The organism is Streptomyces sp. NBC_01723 (genome assembly GCF_036246005.1).
In the GTDB taxonomy this organism is placed as follows: domain Bacteria; phylum Actinomycetota; class Actinomycetes; order Streptomycetales; family Streptomycetaceae; genus Streptomyces.
In genome coordinates, this window is record NZ_CP109171.1 from 377,738 (window position 1) to 393,600 (window position 15,863).

Below are 15,863 nucleotides of genomic sequence, written 5' to 3' on the forward strand. Positions count from 1 at the left end.
CTCGGCCTTGCGGTCGCGTCCGCGCCGGGCCGCCGGCCGGTCGGCGCTCAACGGGCCACCTCCACCGGGGCGGCCGCACCGTTGCGGGCCAGGAAGGTGTGCACGAGGCCGGTCTGCCAGCCGGCGACGGGGGCCGCGCGTACGCCGGTGAACCCGGCGTCGCCGAGGCGCGCCGTGAAGGCGGGAACGGTGTCGAAGTGGACGACGCTGTGCCACAGGTGCCGGTACAGGGCGCGGTCGCCGCTCAGGGTGCCCGCGGGAATGATCAGGCCCCGGCAGACGGCGTTCCACAGGGCGTGGTGGGCGGCCGAGCCGCTGAGGCTGTACTCGTGCACGGCGAGCCGGCCGCCCGGCCGCAGCAGGGCGCGGACCGCGGCGAGGACACCGTCCGGGTCGCTGACGTTGCGGAACAGGTAGGCGGCGAAGACCGCGTCGTACGGTCCCTCGTCGGTCGCCACGACTTCCTCGGCGGTCAGGTGCCGGAAACGGACGCGGGCCGGCCAGGGTTTGGCGAGGGCGCGCCGCAGCATCCCGGCGGAGGCGTCGACGGCGGTGATCCGGGCGCGGGGTGCGGCCCGCAGCAGGGCCCGGGTGGAGGTGCCGGTGCCGCAGCCGAGGTCCAGGACGTGCAGGCCGGCGCCGGCACGGGGCAGTTGGAGCCGGCGCGCGGAGCGCAGGAGGTCGGTGCGGTAGCCGGGGTTGAGGGCCGTGAGCCGGTCGTAGGTGTGCGAGGCGTGGTCGAAGGCGCGTGCCAGGTCGTGGTCGCGCAGGAGTGTCATGGGTGGTTGCCTCCGGTTCGTGGGGTGCCGTGCGGGCGTCGGGGCAGGAAGGGGAGTTCGAGGGTGGTGCGGAGCATCGGGCCCACGGGTGTGCGCAGGCCGATGCTCCATTCCTCCCACGGGGTGGTGTCGCCGTCGAGGAAGCGCAGCAGCCGGTGCGGCGGGATCCGCCGGAAGAGGCCGGTGAAGAAGTCGGGGCCGTTGATCCGGCCGGTGTCCAGGGCCCGCAACAGCACCGCGTCCATGGCGAGGGCGCGCCGCCCGTGCGGAGGCGGCACCAGGGCGCGGCCCTCGTGCAGCGCCGCGGCGATCGCGCGGCTCTGCCGTTGGACGGCGGCGAAGGTGTATCCGGTCGCGGGCCGGGTGGCGCCGCCCGCGGTGCCGATCCGGAACACGGCGGGGCCCACCCGGCGGGCGAAGCGCGCGTCGGTCATCGGGATCACCCCCTGCTCCGCCGACTCCACGGTGAACGCCCCGAGTTTCAGCACGTCGTGGGTGTAGTGGGTCAGCGCCGCCTCGTACGCCTCGGTGGTCAGCGGGGTCCGGGAGAACTCGGTGTACTCGACGAGCGCGCGGTCCGGTGCCAGGGGCAGTACGTAGCCGAAGGCGAGGCCGTGCGGCGGTTGCGGGACGCGGAAGTCCATGAGGTCGGCCACGCCGGTTTCGAACCGGTGTGCGTCGGTGCGCACGAACCAGCCCCGGAAGTGCTGGGCCAGCCGGGTCCGGGCCGGGGGGAGGGCGGGCCGGGGGCGGGAGTCGAACACATGGCGTGCGCGGAGCAGCCGGGCGCCGCCGTCGGGGGTGGTGCAGCGTACCTCCGCCGTGCCGTCGGCGGTGTTGCGCACCGTGTCCGCCGTCGCGCGCAGCACGCGTACGCCGGGGGAACGCGCCAGCCGCGCGTGCACCAGCCGTTCGAAGTCCGTGGACCGGAGCATGCGGTAGCGCAGGGGCGCCGGGTCGACGGTGACGGCGCGGCCGTCGCTGCCGTGGACGCGCAGGTGGGACCAGGAGGCGCCGACCGCCGCACCGAAGTCGCCGGCACCGTGGGTGCCATGAGTGTCGTCGGTGTCTTGATCCCAGTAGCACCAGGTCCGTTCGGGGGGGCGCAGTGGGCCGTCCGGCGCCTCCACGAGGGTGACGGTCGGGGAGGCGGCGGCCGTCAGCCGGAGCGCGAGGCTGAGTCCGGCCGCGCCGCCGCCGACGATGACGACGTCGGACGTCATGTCGGGCGCGGGGGCGGGCCGGCTCACCTGGTACGCCGTTCGACGACGGGTGTTCCGTCCGGGTCGGTGCGGACCAGTTCGGCGTCCGCCTCCAGCGCGTCGGCGACGGCCGCCACGACCCGGTGCGGGTCGCCTCCGGCCGGCATCGGCGGGGCCGTGCCCGCGACGGGCCGGTCGGCGAAGCCCGTGTCGAGGTGTCCCGGCCGGACCTCCAGGACCCGGATGCCACCGGTCCGGACCTCGCGGCGGGCCGCGTCGAGCCAGGTGCTCAGCGCCGCCTTGGAGGCGCTGTAGTCGGCCATGCCCGCCTGGGGGCGCCGCGCGACGACACCGGTGAAGGCGGCGATCGCCGAGCCGGGGCCCAGGACGGTGAACGCGGCGCGGAAGAAGGCGGTGGGCGCGAGGACGTTGACGGCCGTCAGGTGCTCCGCGATCTCGTCGCCGACCTCCGCCGCCGGGCCGAAGGCCACCGACCCGAAGGCGGTGACGACGGCGTCCAGCCCGCCCAGTTCCGTCGCAGCGCCGTAGACCGCGCGGGCGCAGGACGCGGGGTCGTAGGCGTCGAACGTGACGGTCGGGGCGCCCGGATGGGCTCGTGCGGCAGACGCGAGCCGCGCGGGGTCGCGTCCCGCCAGTGCCGGCCGCGCTCCCCGGGCTCCGAGTTCGGCGGTGAGGGCACCGCCGAGGACGCCGGTGGCACCGGCCACCAGTACGCGCGCGCCGTCGAGGTTCACTGTCCACTTCCGATCGCAGGGTCAGGGCGGCGGTCTCGCCCGTCGTCGGTGTCGTCCGGGTATTCCGTGTCCCGGCCCGTGATGGATGCGGCCGGTGCCGTCCGGCCGGCGGTCAGTCGCCGGCCCGGTCGGCGAGCAGTTCCCGGGCGGCCCGGGTGCCCGAGGCGAGGGCGCCCTGCACGCTGCCGGTCGCGCGGTGGTCGCCGCAGACGTAGCGGCCCTCGGAGACACGCGTCGTGCGGCTCGTCGGCCACGGCGGCGTCATCGCGGGCAGTGCTCCCCGGACGGTGTACGTGGCGACCGGCGTCCAGTCGCCGGTGTCGGTGCCGTACAGCTCGGCCAGGCGGCGCAGCACGGTCCCGTCCGCTCCGGGGCGGTCGGGGCCGAGCACGGAGGTGGAGACCAGCGAGGTGCCCGGGGGTGCGTAGGCGGGCGCGACCTCGGTCGGCACGCAGGTGTTCAGTACCGCGCCGGTGCCGTCCACCACCAGTGTGGGTTCGGCCAGGGGTGTGCGGGGCGCGGCGTGGTAGTAGGTGGTGACGGTACGGGTCTCCGGGACCTTAGGGCCCGGCAGCAGACGTGCCGCCGTGGCCGCGTCGGTCGCCACCACCACGGACGGGGCCCGCAGTTCCCGGCCGTCCGTCAGGAGTACTCCGGAGGCGGTGACCGCCTCGACGGGCGTCTCCAGCCGGAGGACTCCTTCGGGCAGGCCGTCGGCCAACTGTGCGGGGACGGCGCCGATTCCACCGGCGGGCAGACAGAGGGTCCCCCTGACCATGCTGCGCCAGACCAGGTGGAAGAAGCGTGCGGAGGTCTCCAGCCGGTCCTCCAGGAACACCCCGGACAGGAAGGGCCGCAGGATGTCGGTGACCACCGCGTCGGAGACTCCGGCGCGGGACAGGGCGTCGGCGGTGGACCGGTCGGGGCCCCGTTTGAGCAGACCGGCGGGGAACAGGGTGTCCCGGGCGGTGAGCGCGGCGAGGGCGGCCAGGTCACGGGCGTCCAGCACCCTCCCGGGCAGCAGCGTTCCCGCCGCCCGGGGACGCCGGGTCGGATCGGCGAGGCGGACGGCACCCGCCGGGGTGTGGGCGAGGATGCCCGGGGTGAACGGCCTCAGGCGCAGGGCGCGCAGGTCGAGGCGCCTTTTGACCTGGGGGTAGGAGGTGTTGAACACCTGGAACCCGCGGTCGAGCAGAAATCCGTCCCGCCGGTCCGTGCGCATCCGTCCGCCGACCGCGTCGGAAGCCTCCAGGAGCGCCACCCGCCGTCCGGCCCGGCACAGGTCCAGGGCGCAGGCCAGACCGGCGAGCCCCGCTCCGACGACGACCGTGTCCGGGGTCCCGTGGTGGTGAGTCGTCATGCGCGCCCCTCCTTCGACAGCGGCCTCCGCCGGCCGGGAGACCGGATCCACCCGAGCACGTTCCGCCCGGTGAGGCCAGGCGGCACCGCCGTCGGGTACCCGAGAGGACGAGCGACGTCACCTGTGTACGACCGACTCCACCACGGCGACGGCCTCCGACAGGCCCGGCGGGTGCGGCAGCCCCGGTGAGGTCTGCCCGGCCCAGCCGGGGCCGAGCGTCAGCACCACGGGCTTCCTGCGGGCGCCGCGCACGCCCCACTCGATCGCCGAAACCTGCTGGGCGAGCGGCCGGCTGGCCGTGGTGCGGGACTGCGCCCACAGCCCCACCGCGGCCGGGCCGGTCCTGCGGACGGCGGCCACGAGCGACTCGACGGGCAGGGCGCCGCCGAACATGCGGACCGGCAGGCCCCGTTCGGCCAGCGCGGCGGCCAGGACCTCCAGGGGCAGCGTGTGGTTCTCCGCGGGCACGCAGGCGAGCACCGTGGTGGCGCCGGGCCGGTCGGCGACCACGGGCGGCGCGTGGCGGCGCAGGGCGCCGGAGACGTGCCAGGACAGGAAGTGCTCGACCTCGACGTACCGCTCGCCCACGGACTCCCACTTGCGTCCGACGGCCTGGAGCGTCGGCATGATCACCTCCGTCCAGGCGGCGACCAGGCCGTGCTCCTCGATCGCGTCCTCCAGCAGCTTGTCGAGGGCGGCGGCGTCGAGTCTCAGGGCCGAGCGGGCGATGCCCTTGCACTCCTGACGTACGTCGCCGAGCCGCATGCCGGTGCCGGCGCGGCTGCGTGCCGGGGGCGGCGGCCGGGGAGCGGTCCGGCGCGGGGGCGTGCCGGGGGCGGCTTCGCCGAGGGCCAGGCGGGCGGCCTCGGCGGGCGGCAGCCCGGTCGCCGTCAGCGCGCACATCCGTTCCAGCCGGGCGAGGTCGTCGGCGGTCCAGCGGCGGTGCCGTCCGCCGGTGTGCGCGGCGGGACCGAGCCCGTAGCGGCGGTCCCACGACCGGACGGTGGTCGGCGCCACCCCGAGGCGCCGTGCCACCTCGCCGGTGGTCAGCCCGCCACCTCGCCGGGCATCAGCGTCGGCCTCCGTCTCATCGTCCCTGTCCAGAGCCATATTCTCATCTTACGACGCACAAACGACGCATGTTGCGTGCGTCGTTCGCTCTCACAAGACTGTTTTTCAAGGGCTGCTGCCAACGAACCCCACACCGTCCGGAACCCGCCGCGCGGGTGGCTCTCCGCCTCGGACAGCGCAGACGCCAGGAGGAACAGATCATGACCACGAAAGCGCGACACTCCGACGTCCCCGCCGGTCCGCCGGCGAACCAGCCGGACGAGGACGAGCTCGCCCGTGGTCTGTGCGCGTCCGACGAGCTCGCCTTCGCGGCCGTCTACCGGCGCTGGGGCTCACTCGTCCACACCCTGGCCAGCCGCTCGCTCGGAGATCCCCACGAGGCCGAGGACGTGACGCAGCAGGTGTTCATCGGCGCCTGGCGCGGACGGGCGGGTTACCGCCCGGAGCGGGGGCCGCTCGGCGGCTGGCTGGTCGGCATCACGCGCCGCAAGATCGTCGACGCCCTGGCGGCCAGGACGCGCCGCCTCGCCCTGGTCGAATCGCTGGCGTACGACGCCGACGGGCACCGCCACGACGCGGGCGTGGACGAGGTCCTGGACCGGGTGCTGCTGGTCGACGCGTTGTCGGGGCTGCCCCGCGGCCAGCGCGAGGTCCTGTGCATGGCCTTCTACGAGGACCTCACCCAGGCCCAGATCGCCGAGCGCACCGGCACGCCGCTGGGCACGGTCAAGAGCCACACCCGCCGCGGTCTGCGCCGCCTGCGCGAGGGGATCGAGCAGGGCCGCGCCGACGAGCAGGCGGCGGACCGAGAAGAGAAACCCCACCGCACGGCGCATCCGTCGTGACCCCCGTGCCCGAAATGGGGATACGAGCCACCAACGAGACCGCCCTGACGGGCGCCCCTCGAAGAAGGGATGATCCTCATGGCTTCCCGAATTCCGCTCATCCTCGGCGCGTCGGCCGGAGCCTGCGCCCTGGCCCTCACCGCCGCCGCACCCGCCGTGTCCGCACCCGCGGGCGGCGGTGACGACTCGGCCATGGTGTCCGTCTTCCACGGCGTCCCCGGACTCGACGTCGACGTCTACGCCAACGGTGACAAGCTGCTGAGCGACTTCAAGCCCGGCACGGTGACAGACCCGCAGTCCTTGAAGGCGGGCTCCTACGACATCCAGGTCTTCGAGGCCGGACAGGGCCCCGACGGCACCCCGGCCATCGAGAAGGAGGTCAAGGTACCCGCCGGTGCGAACGCCACCATCGCCGCGCACCTGTCCGCCGACGGCACACCCCAGCTGACGGCCTTCACCAACGACGTCTCCGCGGTCGACGACGGCCAGTCGCGGCTGACGGTACGCCACGTCGCCGCCGCACCCGCCGTGGACGTCCGCGCGGACGGTCAGCCCGTGTTCAAGGGACTGGAGAACCCGAAGCAGGACACCGCCGTGGTCGACGCCGGCACGGTCTCCGCCGACGTGGTGCTCGCCGGCACCGACACCGTGGCGATCGGCCCGGCCGACCTGAACCTCAAGGACGGCACGAGCAACGTCGCCTACGCCTGGGGCAGCGCGGCCGACAAGAACCTGGCACTGGCGACCCAGACGCTCGACACCACGGACGCCTCACCGAGCGGCGGCTACTCGGGTGCCAACGCCGTCGGCCTCACCCCGAACTCGTCGGAGCAGTGGCTGGCCTGGGCGGCCGTGACGGGCATGGTCACCCTGACCGGCGTCCTGGTGTTCCGCCGGGCCGCGGAGCACCGTGGGTGAACCGGCCCCGGCACACCGGCAGGAGGGCAGAGGTGCCACATGTCGACCCCGCGCATCTGGTGGAACTGGCACTCGGAAACGACGCCACGCACGACGACGTCGGCGCCCTCCAGCACCTCGCCGCGTGCGGGCGCTGCCGGGAGGAACTGCACCTCATGACCCGCGTCGTCATGGCGGCCCGCGGAGTCGAGGAGCCGGACCTCCCGAGCGCCCCTCCGGCACATGTGTGGCAGCGCATCACCCAGGGCCTGTCCGAGTCGGACCAACCCGCCGCACCGGCACCCGTGGACGCGGGGCGCCACCCGCACACGGCATCGGCCGTGCGACCCCGCACCCGTGGGCGCCGCACGGCCGGAGCCGCACTCGGGCTCCTCGCCGGGGCGGCGGTCGTTCGGTGGTGGCGGAGGCGGTGAGCGCGGCCGGCCCACGGCGGGGCACGCGCCCGCCGCCGGTCACGGGAAGCGCACGCCGACGGCCAGTCCCCCCTCCGGGCCGGGTTCCGCCGTGAGCCGTGCGTCGTGGGCCTGGGTGATGGAGCGGACGATGGAGAGGCCCAGTCCGTGGCCCGTGGTGGCCGTACGGTCCTGGGCATGGCGGCGGAAGGGTTCGAAGAGGTCGGTGACGTGCTCGGCGGGGATACGCGGGCCGGTGTTGGTCACCGTCAGGCAGCGGCCGTCCAGTCGGACGCGCACATGACCGCCGCTGTGGTTGTACTGGATGGCGTTGCGCACGAGGTTGGTCAGGAGATGACGCAGGAGAAGCGGGTTGCCCACGACGACCAGCGGTGAGTCCGCCGTGATGGTGAGGGTCACGCCGCTGCGTGCGGCCTGCGCGGCGTGTCCGGTGGTCACGAGCCGGGCCGTGGCCGCCAGGTCGACGCTCTCCGTCTCGTCCAGGCCGCGGTCGCTGCGGGCGAGCAGCAGCAGTGCGTTGATCAGCTGCTCGGCCTCGCGGTTGGCGGCGAGCAGGTCGTCGCGCACCCCGGCGAGATCGTCGGTGAGCGGTCCGGCCAGGCCCACCTCGATGCTGGTGCGCTGGACGGCGAGGGGAGTCTTCAGTTCGTGGGAGGCGTTGGCGACGAATCGGCGCCGGCTCTCGAAGGAGCGCTCCAGGCGGTCCAGCATGGTGTCGAAGGTGTCGGCGAGGCGGTGGAGTTCGTCGTCGGGACCGGTCAGGGCCAGGCGCTGGTCGAGGTTCTGTTCGCCGATGCGGCGCGCGGCGTCCGTCATCGAGACGACCGGCCTCAGGGCCCGTCCCGCCAGCCACCAGCCGAGCACCCCGGCCAGCAGTGCCGTGAACAGCAGGCCGACGGCCGACCAGAGCACCATCTGACGCAGCGCGGTGTCCTGGACGGCCTGCACCGTCTGGTCGATCTTCCGGACCATGGCGACGTCGCCGTCGGCGCGGACCCGGTGGGGCGCGCCGCCCGTCGGCCGCGTCGGTCCGGCCGAGGAGGCGCCGCCGGTCGGGGTGTTGCCGTAGGTGATCTCCATGCCGTCGACCTGTTGGGCCGTCCCGTAGCGGACGAGGAGCACCACGAAGGCGAGCAGCCCCACCCCGGCGAGCAGGACCAGGGCGCCGATGGCGGTGGCGAGGCGGACGCGGAAGGGGATCCGGCTGAGGCGGGCCCGGTACCGACGGACGGGGTTCAGTCGCACAGCCGGTAGCCCTGTCCGTCGTCCACGGTGATGAGCGCCGCGGGACCGAGCTTGCCGCGGAGCCTGCTGACCGTGGCGCGGACCGCGCTGGTGCGCGGGTCGAGATGTTCGTCCCAGACGGTGCGGACGAGTTCGCCGTGCGGCACGGGTGCGCCCGTCGCGGTCATCAGCAGTTCCAGGACCGCGAACTCCTTCGGCGTCAGGTCCAGCGGCTGGCCCTCCACGGACACCTCGCGGCGCGTCCGGTTCAGGCTGATGCCCTGGTGGCGCAGGACCACGGGTGGGGGCTTGGGCACACGACGGCTCAATGCCCTCACCCGGGCGACCAGTTCGGCGAAGTCGAACGGCTTGGGCAGATAGTCGTCGGCGCCGAGGGCGGTGAGGCCGTACACCCGGTCGGCTGTCTCCCCGGCCGCGGTCAGCATCAGGATCGGCGGCGCGTCGCCGGCCGCGCGCAGCCGCCGGCACACCTCGTCGCCGGTCATGACGGGCAGATCGCGGTCGAGGATCAGCACGTCGTAGTCGGTGTGCAGACACATCCGCTCGGCCATGTCCCCTGAGCCGGCCACGTCGACGGCCATCGCCTGCCGGCGCAGGCCGGTGGCGACGGTGCGGGCCAGAACGCGGTGATCCTCGGCTACCAGAACTCTCATGCGCCCATGAAAGCAAGGTCACCATTGCACCGGGATAAGGACGCCGGACGCCTTGGCCGGACCAGCGGGCTCGGCGCTTATGCCGCTGTAACGCGTTTATCCGGCTGCGAACGGCCGCCTGTTCTCCTCCTCCCATGAACTTCGTCAAGCGCGCCGGGACGAGCCTGCGGGTCCGGAAGTCCAGGACCGCCGCCCTGTTGGGCATCTTCCTGGTGATGTGCACCCTGCTGCTGGGCGGGTTCCTGCTCCAGGGCGCCGCGGCCCGGCAGGAGGCCGAGGTGGGACGCGTCATCGGCGTCGACGTGACCGTGCGGGGCGAGGGCCTCACCCCGGACCTCGCGGACCGGCTCGGTTCCTCGGAGGTGGTGCACCGCTACAACCCGCTGCTCCGGTCGGCGGCCGCGGCGAGCGGCTTCTCCCCCCTGGAGTCCGACAAGCCGGGGCCCGGCGGCACCCGCGCCAAGAACGGCGAGGAACGGCCCCTGCTGGCACTCCACGGCGTGCGGGACTCCGGCCTGCTGCTGCCCTTCTCCTACGGCTCGGCCAGGATCACGGCGGGCCGTGCCCTCACACCGCGGGACGCCGGCCGCCACGTCGCGTTGGTCGAGGAGCGGCTCGCCGAGCGGAACGGTCTCACGGCGGGCGACACCGTGCGGCTGCGGCCGGCCGACGGCGAGCGCACCACGTCCGCCACGATCGTCGGGGTGTTCCGGGACCCGACGCCCGACCCGGCCCGGTGGACACCGGCAAGGGAACTGCCCGGCAACACGGTCTACGCACCCGTGAGCACGGCGCAGCAGTTGGGCGGCGGTACGGCGGACGTCACCGAGGCGGTCTACCGGATCGGGTCGCCGGAACAGGTCGAACACCTCCACGCCGAGGCCGAACGGCTGCTCGGAGGCGGCGCCTTCGAGTTCCGCGTCAACGACAAGGCGTATCTGGACCAGGTCCGGCCGGTCCAGCGGGTCGGCACGTTCGCGCAGCTGATCGTCTGGCTGATCGCCCTGGCGGGTGCGCTGGTCCTGGGCCTCGTCGTGCTGTCGCAGACCCGCGAGCGCCGTGCCGAACTCGGGGTGCTCCTCTCGATGGGCGAGCGGAAGTGGAAGCTCGTCGGCCAGCACGTCGTGGAGGTGACCGCCGTCGCCCTGCCCGCCGTGTTCATCGCCGCCCAGATCGCCCTCGCGGCCGGCCCACGGACCGGTGACGCCCTCCTGACCGGCGAGGCGGACAAGCCCGCCGCCCGTACCGGGGCACCGCGGACGACGGTCGACCCGCCCGTGGCCCGCGTCGAACTCTCCGACGTCGGCCGGGTCGCCGGCATCGCCCTGGGCATCTCCCTGGTCGCCACGGTCGTCCCCGGCATCGGCATCCTGCGCCTGCACCCGCGCTCCATCCTCACCGACGACGCCTGACCACCGCACAGCACCGAGCCCGACAGCGGCTCCGACACCGACGGGAAGAACCGAACCTCATGAACTTCGTCAAACGCGCCGGCCTCAGTCTGTGGGCGCGCAAGGGCAGGACCCTGATCACCCTGTGCACCTTCCTGGTCATCTCCGTGATGGTGCTGGCCGGCGTGCTGATCAACGACGCGACGGCGCAGGCCCGGCGGGAGGCCACGCGTTCCGTGGGTGCCGAGGTCAGCCTCGGCATGGACCCGGGTGACCTGAGCGGCAGCGGCGGCGGCTTCCAGGCACCGCGGATCGACGCGTCCACCGTGGACGAGCTGGGCGGCCTGCCGCAGGTGCGGAAGTACACCTACTCGATGTGGGACCGCGGCATCCTCAAGGGGAACGCCGAGCTGGTCACCGAGGGCGCGCAGGGCGGTATGGGGCCCGGCGGGACGGCGACGGTGGGCGTCCTCGACTCCTCGCTGCGGGCCGACTTCCGCAGCGGCAGGTTCCGGCTCCTGTCCGGGCGGCACCTGACGGCGGCCGACAAGGACGACAGGCTCCTGCTGATCGAGGAACGGCTGGCGCGGAAGAACGGGCTGCGGGTCGGCGGCCGGATCACGCTGGGCAGCAACGACGGCACGTCCTCGGCCGACTTCACCGTGGCCGGGATCTACCGCGACCCCCGGCCCGTCTCCGAACCCGACCCGGAGTACGGCGTCAACCCGGCCAACATGCTCTACGCGTCGGTGGGCGCCTTCGCCGGCCTCAACTCCGGTGGCGACGGGGCCGCGAAGGACTCCGGTGGCGGCTCCCTCCAGGTCGCCGAGGCCACCTTCCTCCTCCGCGACGCCGATGACCTGAACGGCTTCAAGAAGGAGGCCGAGACCGTCGCCGGGCCGGCGCTCGACGGGTTCGCGCTCGACGCCAACGACAAGGCCCTGCGGCAGATGACGGGCCCGCTCAAGAGCATCGGCTCCACCGCCACCCTCGCCATGTGGCTGATCGGCGTCGCGGGCGCCGCCGTTCTCGCCCTGCTGGTCAACCTCGCGGTCAAGCAGCGCCGCAGGGAGTACGGCGTGCTCCTGGCGATGGGTGAGAAGAAGGGCGGACTCATCGCCCAGCAGGCACTGGAGATGGTCGTGGTGGCCGCCCTCGCCGTGGGCCTGAGTTCCCTGTTCACCGGTGCCCTCACGCAGTACGCGGGCCAGTCGCTGCTCGGCCGGGAGGCCGCGGCGGCCCAGCGGAAGATCGACTCCTGGGAGGCGCCGCCCCCCGGCAGCACGGGCCTCGACCGGGGCCTCGACCCCGACGACAAGCCGGTCGAGAACGCCGACCCCGTCGACCGGATCACCGTACGTCTCGACCGGGCGGACCTGGCCACCGTGGGCGGCGTCGGCCTCGGCATCGCCCTCCTGGCCACCGCCCTCCCCGCCGGCGCGGTCCTGCGCCTCAGCCCGCGGGCCATCCTCACGAAAGGCAAGTGACCCCACCATGACCCGGGCCACCACCACCCGACCCGTCCTGCGGCTCGACGGCGTCAGCCACACCTACGCGGACCAGCGCCGCCGGACCACCGTCCTCAAGAACATCGACTGCGCCTTCGACCGCGGCACCTTCCACACCGTCCTGGGCCCCTCGGGCAGCGGCAAGACCACCCTGCTCAGCCTCGCCAGCGGGCTCGACGCCCCGACCAAGGGCACCGTCAGCTTCGACGGCCGGGACCTCACGGAGCTGGGCCTCGGCCGCTACCGCAACAAGCACGCCGCGACGGTCTTCCAGCAGTACAACCTCCTCACCTACATGACCGCCCTGCAGAACGTCACCACCGCGATGGAGATCACCGGTGTCCGGCCCGCGACGGGCAGCCGCAGGTCCGGGGCCCTGCGCCTGCTGGAGAGCGTCGGCCTGGACGCCGACACCGCCCGGCGCAACGTACTGCGGCTGTCCGGCGGCCAGCAGCAGCGCGTCGCCATCGCCCGCGCGCTGGCCTGCGACGTCGACATCCTCTTCGCCGACGAACCCACCGGAAACCTCGACGAGGACACCGCGCAGGGCGTCATCGACATCTTCCGCGAACTCGCCCACGTGCAGGGCAAGTGCGTGGTCGTCGTCACCCACTCCCAGCGGCTCGCCGCCCAGTCGGACCGCGTCCTCACCCTGCGCAAGGGCAGGCTGACGGAACAGGTGAACCGGCCCTGAGCAAGCGGTTCCCGAGCGCCCGGAGAACCCGCACTTCGGGCAAGTACTCGCCCGCGCCGGGGTGGGTCGGAGATCATGAAGCATGCGACCGGACGACTGGCACGTCACCGAAGACCTCGACGAATTCCTCGCCCGCGCCGGAGACTTCCTGCGCTCACGCCCCGCCCTGCACACCACGCCGCTGACCACGCTGGAGAAGATACGAACCCGGGGCGCGGAGGTGTTCGGCACCGAACCCGTCGTGTTCGGCCTGCTGGAGGCGGGGGGCGAGGTCCACGCGGCCTTCTACCGCCTCCCGTCCCGGCGTCTCACCCTCACCGCCCTCTCCCCCGAGCAGGCCGAGGTCCTCGCCACCCACCTGGCGGGCCTCGGTCTCTCCGTCACCGGTGTCACCGCGGACCATGACACCGCCACCGCGTTCGCCGAGGCCTGGCAGCGGCACACCGGCGCCGCGTCCACGCACAGCTGGCGGGGCCGGCTCCACCGTCTCGACACGCTCACACCACCGGAGCCGCTGCCGGCGGGCCGGGGCCGGGCGGTGGACGAGACAGAGCACGAGCACCTCATGGGCTGGTGCCGCGAGTTCGCCGCGGACGTCGGGGAAACCGTCGCCATAGACGCCGCGTCCTGGGCCCGCACCCGCTTCGCCGAGAAGCGGTACACCTACTGGGAGGCCCCGGACGGCACACCCGTCTCCATGGCGGGCGTCAACCCGCTGGTCGGCGGCCAGGTCCGCATCGACCCCGTCTACACCCCGGCCCGGCTCCGGGGCCGCGGCTACGCCGGCGCCGTGACCGTCGAGGTGACCCGAGCCGCGCTGACCGCGGGGGCGACGGACGTCGTCCTGTTCACCAACCCCGCCAACCTCACCAGCAACGCCCTCTACCGGCGCATCGGATACCTGCCGTACGCCGACTTCACCGGCTACGACCTCGGCCTCGGGGAAGTTCGGTACGGCGGTTGGCGCTGACGGCTGAGGACCGGGTTTGCCGACAGCGCGGGCCGAATGGACCACCACAACGGGGAGCGGCACGGCCTCGACGTCCTGCACCGTGACAGCTGGGAGCATCCGTGGGTTCGACAGTGTCCGGCGTGGCCTGCCTAGGGCTATCCCTGGGCGGTGGGGCGAACGACGATGTCACCTACGTCGACACCGTCCGGCTGTTCGATGGCGAAGGCGATGGCGCGGGCCACCGCGTCCGGAGAGAGCGCGATCTCCATCATCTTGTCGATCTGGTCCTTCACAGCCGGATCCATGCGCTCCGCGAAGTCCGTGCGGACGGCGCCGGGCGAGACGACGGTCACGCGCAGGCTGTCGCCGGCCTCCTGGCGCAGGCCCTCGGAGATGGTGCGCACGGCGTTCTTCGTGCCGGCGTACACCGATTGGAGCGGCACGATGCGCAGTCCGGCGGTGGACACGGTGTTGACGAAGTGCCCGAAGCCCTGCTCCCGGAAGACGGGAAGAGCCGCGGCGATCCCGTACAGGACCCCTTTGAGGTTGACGTCGATCATCTCCTCCCAGTCCTCGACGCGCAGGTCGTCCAGACGGGAGATCAGACCGACCCCGGCATTGCTGACGAGGACGTCGAGCTTGCCGTATCGATCGCGTGCCAGCTTGACGAGGCCGGAAAGGTCCTCGTGTCGCGACACGTCCGTGCGGGCCCAGGCGGCTTCACCGCCGGCCTTCTCGATGCGGGTGGCCAGGGCCTCAAGACGCTCCGGACGGCGTGCCCCGAGGACGATCTTCGCGCCGCGCTCGGCGAGCAGGAGCGCGGTCGCCTCACCGATGCCGCTGCTGGCGCCCGTGATCGCCACGACTTTGCCTTCGATTCCCGACACGGTGGGCGGTCCTTCCAGTAGAGGAGTGGGGGCGGCCATGTCCTACAGTGAAAGTGGAGGCGCCGCCACTTCGTCCACACTAAGTGGCGGCGCCTCCACTTAGCAAACGGAGACAGGGAGAGCCATTGATGGTCCGGGATGCAGGACGCCCGCTGAGGGCTGACGCACAGCGGAACCGGGACAAGATCCTGGCCGCCGCGGTACGCGTGTTCACCAAGGAGGGACTGGACGCGCACTTCGAGCGCATCGCCAGAGAGGCGGGCGTGGGAACCGGCACCCTCTACCGCAACTTCCCCACCAGGGAAGCTCTGATCGAGGCGGCGTACCGCAACGAAGTGGCCCGGCTGTGCGACGCCGTCCCCGGCCTCCTTGCGGCGATGTCGCCGCCTGATGCCCTGCGAGCCTGGACGCGCCGTTTCATCGACTACGCCACCGCCAAACTCGGCATGGCCGACGCCCTGCGAGCCGTTGTCGACTCGGGAACCAATCCCTACGCCGACAGTCACGAGATGATTCAGGCCGCCCTCTCCTCCCTCATGGACGCCAACACCGCTGCCGGAACGATCCGGTCCGACATCAGCCCGACCGACATGTTCGCCGCCCTCGCCGGTATCGCCCTCACCTCGGCCAGGCCCGAGCAGCGGGAGCAGGCCGAACGCCTCCTCGACCTCACCCTGGACGGGCTGAAACCTGCGCCGTCGAGGCTCCCCGAAAACTGACGACAGAAGACCGGAGATCATCGAAGCTGCTGTGCAGCGGCCTGTTCCAGTAGTGCTGGCGCGGAGTCCGCGCAGCGCACCGCAGTCTTGTCGTCGAGCCCGAAGACCCGGTCAGGTGGCGCGGGCTGGGCCCGTGGGTCAGGGCCTCTTCGAGTCGCCGGTCGACGCGGAGCCGCTCCAGCGTCACGCCTGCCCGCGCAGGGTCGCGCCGACCCCGTGGTTGCCGGCACGGCTGGTCTTCGCCGCGATCTGATCGTTGATCAGCAGGCGGAGCTTCGCGGTGTTCGGCCACCGGTTTCGCCGGTGCTCCAACCAGTCCAGCAGGCTGGTTTGAGAGAGACAGGCCGGCCGGACCACAGCCCGGACATCTTCCCGGCCGGGAACACCAAGCCGTGCTCGGCCAGGCTCCGCTGGAGCTGGGACGCTTTCCAGATCCCCTTGTTCGCGGCCGTCAGTCACAGGTTCGCCCCC

17 protein-coding genes are annotated in these 15,863 nt (G+C 73.0%); 8 read left to right on the plus strand and 9 right to left on the minus strand.

What is annotated here, in order from left to right:
* Positions 1 to 47: 47 nt before the first annotated feature.
* From OIE75_RS01725 to OIE75_RS01745, 5 genes are all read right to left on the minus strand, one after another.
* Complete coding sequence (locus OIE75_RS01725) at positions 48 to 779, minus strand: methyltransferase domain-containing protein (protein WP_307009015.1); 732 nt, start codon at positions 777 to 779, stop codon at positions 48 to 50.
* Entirely contained in the window at positions 776 to 2,002 is a 1,227-nt protein-coding gene (locus OIE75_RS01730; protein ID WP_307017674.1) for a lycopene cyclase family protein, read from the minus strand. The genes OIE75_RS01725 and OIE75_RS01730 overlap by 4 nt, the downstream gene beginning before the upstream one ends.
* 23 nt (positions 2,003 to 2,025) lie before the next feature.
* Positions 2,026 to 2,736: an SDR family NAD(P)-dependent oxidoreductase gene (locus OIE75_RS01735; RefSeq protein WP_329469160.1), complete on the minus strand. Its 711-nt coding sequence runs from the start codon at positions 2,734 to 2,736 to the stop codon at positions 2,026 to 2,028.
* 112 nt (positions 2,737 to 2,848) lie between these two features.
* A complete protein-coding gene (locus OIE75_RS01740; RefSeq protein WP_307009019.1) occupies positions 2,849 to 4,096 on the minus strand; it encodes an NAD(P)/FAD-dependent oxidoreductase in 1,248 nt (415 codons plus the stop codon).
* Between the two features lie 117 nt (positions 4,097 to 4,213).
* A complete protein-coding gene (locus tag OIE75_RS01745) occupies positions 4,214 to 5,206 on the minus strand; it encodes a MerR family transcriptional regulator (protein ID WP_329469163.1) in 993 nt (330 codons plus the stop codon).
* A 161-nt stretch (positions 5,207 to 5,367) separates the two neighbouring features.
* Here OIE75_RS01745 and OIE75_RS01750 point away from each other — a divergent pair, with 161 nt between their 5' ends.
* The 3 genes from OIE75_RS01750 to OIE75_RS01760 all read left to right on the plus strand — a co-directional run bounded on the left by OIE75_RS01750 (position 5,368) and on the right by OIE75_RS01760 (position 7,343).
* Positions 5,368 to 6,012: a sigma-70 family RNA polymerase sigma factor gene (locus OIE75_RS01750; RefSeq protein WP_307009022.1), complete on the plus strand. Its 645-nt coding sequence runs from the start codon at positions 5,368 to 5,370 to the stop codon at positions 6,010 to 6,012.
* Positions 6,013 to 6,090: 78 nt separating this feature from the next.
* Positions 6,091 to 6,930 carry a DUF4397 domain-containing protein gene (locus OIE75_RS01755; protein WP_329469164.1) on the plus strand — a complete coding sequence of 280 codons (840 nt, stop codon included), beginning with the start codon at positions 6,091 to 6,093 and terminating at the stop codon, positions 6,928 to 6,930.
* Between the two features lie 32 nt (positions 6,931 to 6,962).
* Positions 6,963 to 7,343: a hypothetical protein gene (locus tag OIE75_RS01760; protein ID WP_307009026.1), complete on the plus strand. Its 381-nt coding sequence runs from the start codon at positions 6,963 to 6,965 to the stop codon at positions 7,341 to 7,343.
* Between the two features lie 39 nt (positions 7,344 to 7,382).
* Here OIE75_RS01760 and OIE75_RS01765 read toward each other — a convergent pair whose 3' ends face one another.
* Complete coding sequence (locus OIE75_RS01765) at positions 7,383 to 8,588, minus strand: sensor histidine kinase (protein ID WP_329469166.1); 1,206 nt, start codon at positions 8,586 to 8,588, stop codon at positions 7,383 to 7,385.
* The gene (locus tag OIE75_RS01770; RefSeq protein ID WP_329469168.1) at positions 8,579 to 9,241 is read right to left on the minus strand and encodes a response regulator transcription factor; all 663 of its coding nucleotides are present in this window, start codon (positions 9,239 to 9,241) and stop codon (positions 8,579 to 8,581) included. Before OIE75_RS01770 ends, OIE75_RS01765 begins: the two co-directional genes overlap by 10 nt.
* Before the next feature lie 134 nt (positions 9,242 to 9,375).
* Here OIE75_RS01770 and OIE75_RS01775 point away from each other — a divergent pair, with 134 nt between their 5' ends.
* From OIE75_RS01775 to OIE75_RS01790, 4 genes are all read left to right on the plus strand, one after another.
* Positions 9,376 to 10,653 (plus strand): ABC transporter permease, encoded by a 1,278-nt coding sequence (locus OIE75_RS01775; protein ID WP_329469169.1) that lies wholly within the window; start codon positions 9,376 to 9,378, stop codon positions 10,651 to 10,653.
* A gap of 59 nt (positions 10,654 to 10,712) precedes the next feature.
* Positions 10,713 to 12,119: an ABC transporter permease gene (locus tag OIE75_RS01780; RefSeq protein WP_307009033.1), complete on the plus strand. Its 1,407-nt coding sequence runs from the start codon at positions 10,713 to 10,715 to the stop codon at positions 12,117 to 12,119.
* Positions 12,120 to 12,126: 7 nt separating this feature from the next.
* Positions 12,127 to 12,834, plus strand: a complete 708-nt coding sequence (locus tag OIE75_RS01785; RefSeq protein ID WP_329469170.1) for an ABC transporter ATP-binding protein — start codon at positions 12,127 to 12,129, stop codon at positions 12,832 to 12,834.
* Between the two features lie 82 nt (positions 12,835 to 12,916).
* Positions 12,917 to 13,804 (plus strand): GNAT family N-acetyltransferase, encoded by an 888-nt coding sequence (locus OIE75_RS01790; RefSeq protein ID WP_307009037.1) that lies wholly within the window; start codon positions 12,917 to 12,919, stop codon positions 13,802 to 13,804.
* Between the two features lie 137 nt (positions 13,805 to 13,941).
* Here the strand turns inward: OIE75_RS01790 and OIE75_RS01795 are convergent, their stop codons facing one another.
* Complete coding sequence (locus OIE75_RS01795) at positions 13,942 to 14,673, minus strand: SDR family oxidoreductase (protein ID WP_307009038.1); 732 nt, start codon at positions 14,671 to 14,673, stop codon at positions 13,942 to 13,944.
* A gap of 128 nt (positions 14,674 to 14,801) precedes the next feature.
* On the opposite strand from OIE75_RS01795, the gene OIE75_RS01800 reads away from it, so the two are divergent.
* The gene (locus tag OIE75_RS01800; RefSeq protein ID WP_307009041.1) at positions 14,802 to 15,392 is read left to right on the plus strand and encodes a TetR/AcrR family transcriptional regulator; all 591 of its coding nucleotides are present in this window, start codon (positions 14,802 to 14,804) and stop codon (positions 15,390 to 15,392) included.
* 183 nt (positions 15,393 to 15,575) lie between these two features.
* Here the strand turns inward: OIE75_RS01800 and OIE75_RS01805 are convergent, their stop codons facing one another.
* Entirely contained in the window at positions 15,576 to 15,704 is a 129-nt protein-coding gene (locus OIE75_RS01805) for a hypothetical protein (RefSeq protein ID WP_307009043.1), read from the minus strand.
* Positions 15,705 to 15,863 lie beyond the last annotated feature (159 nt).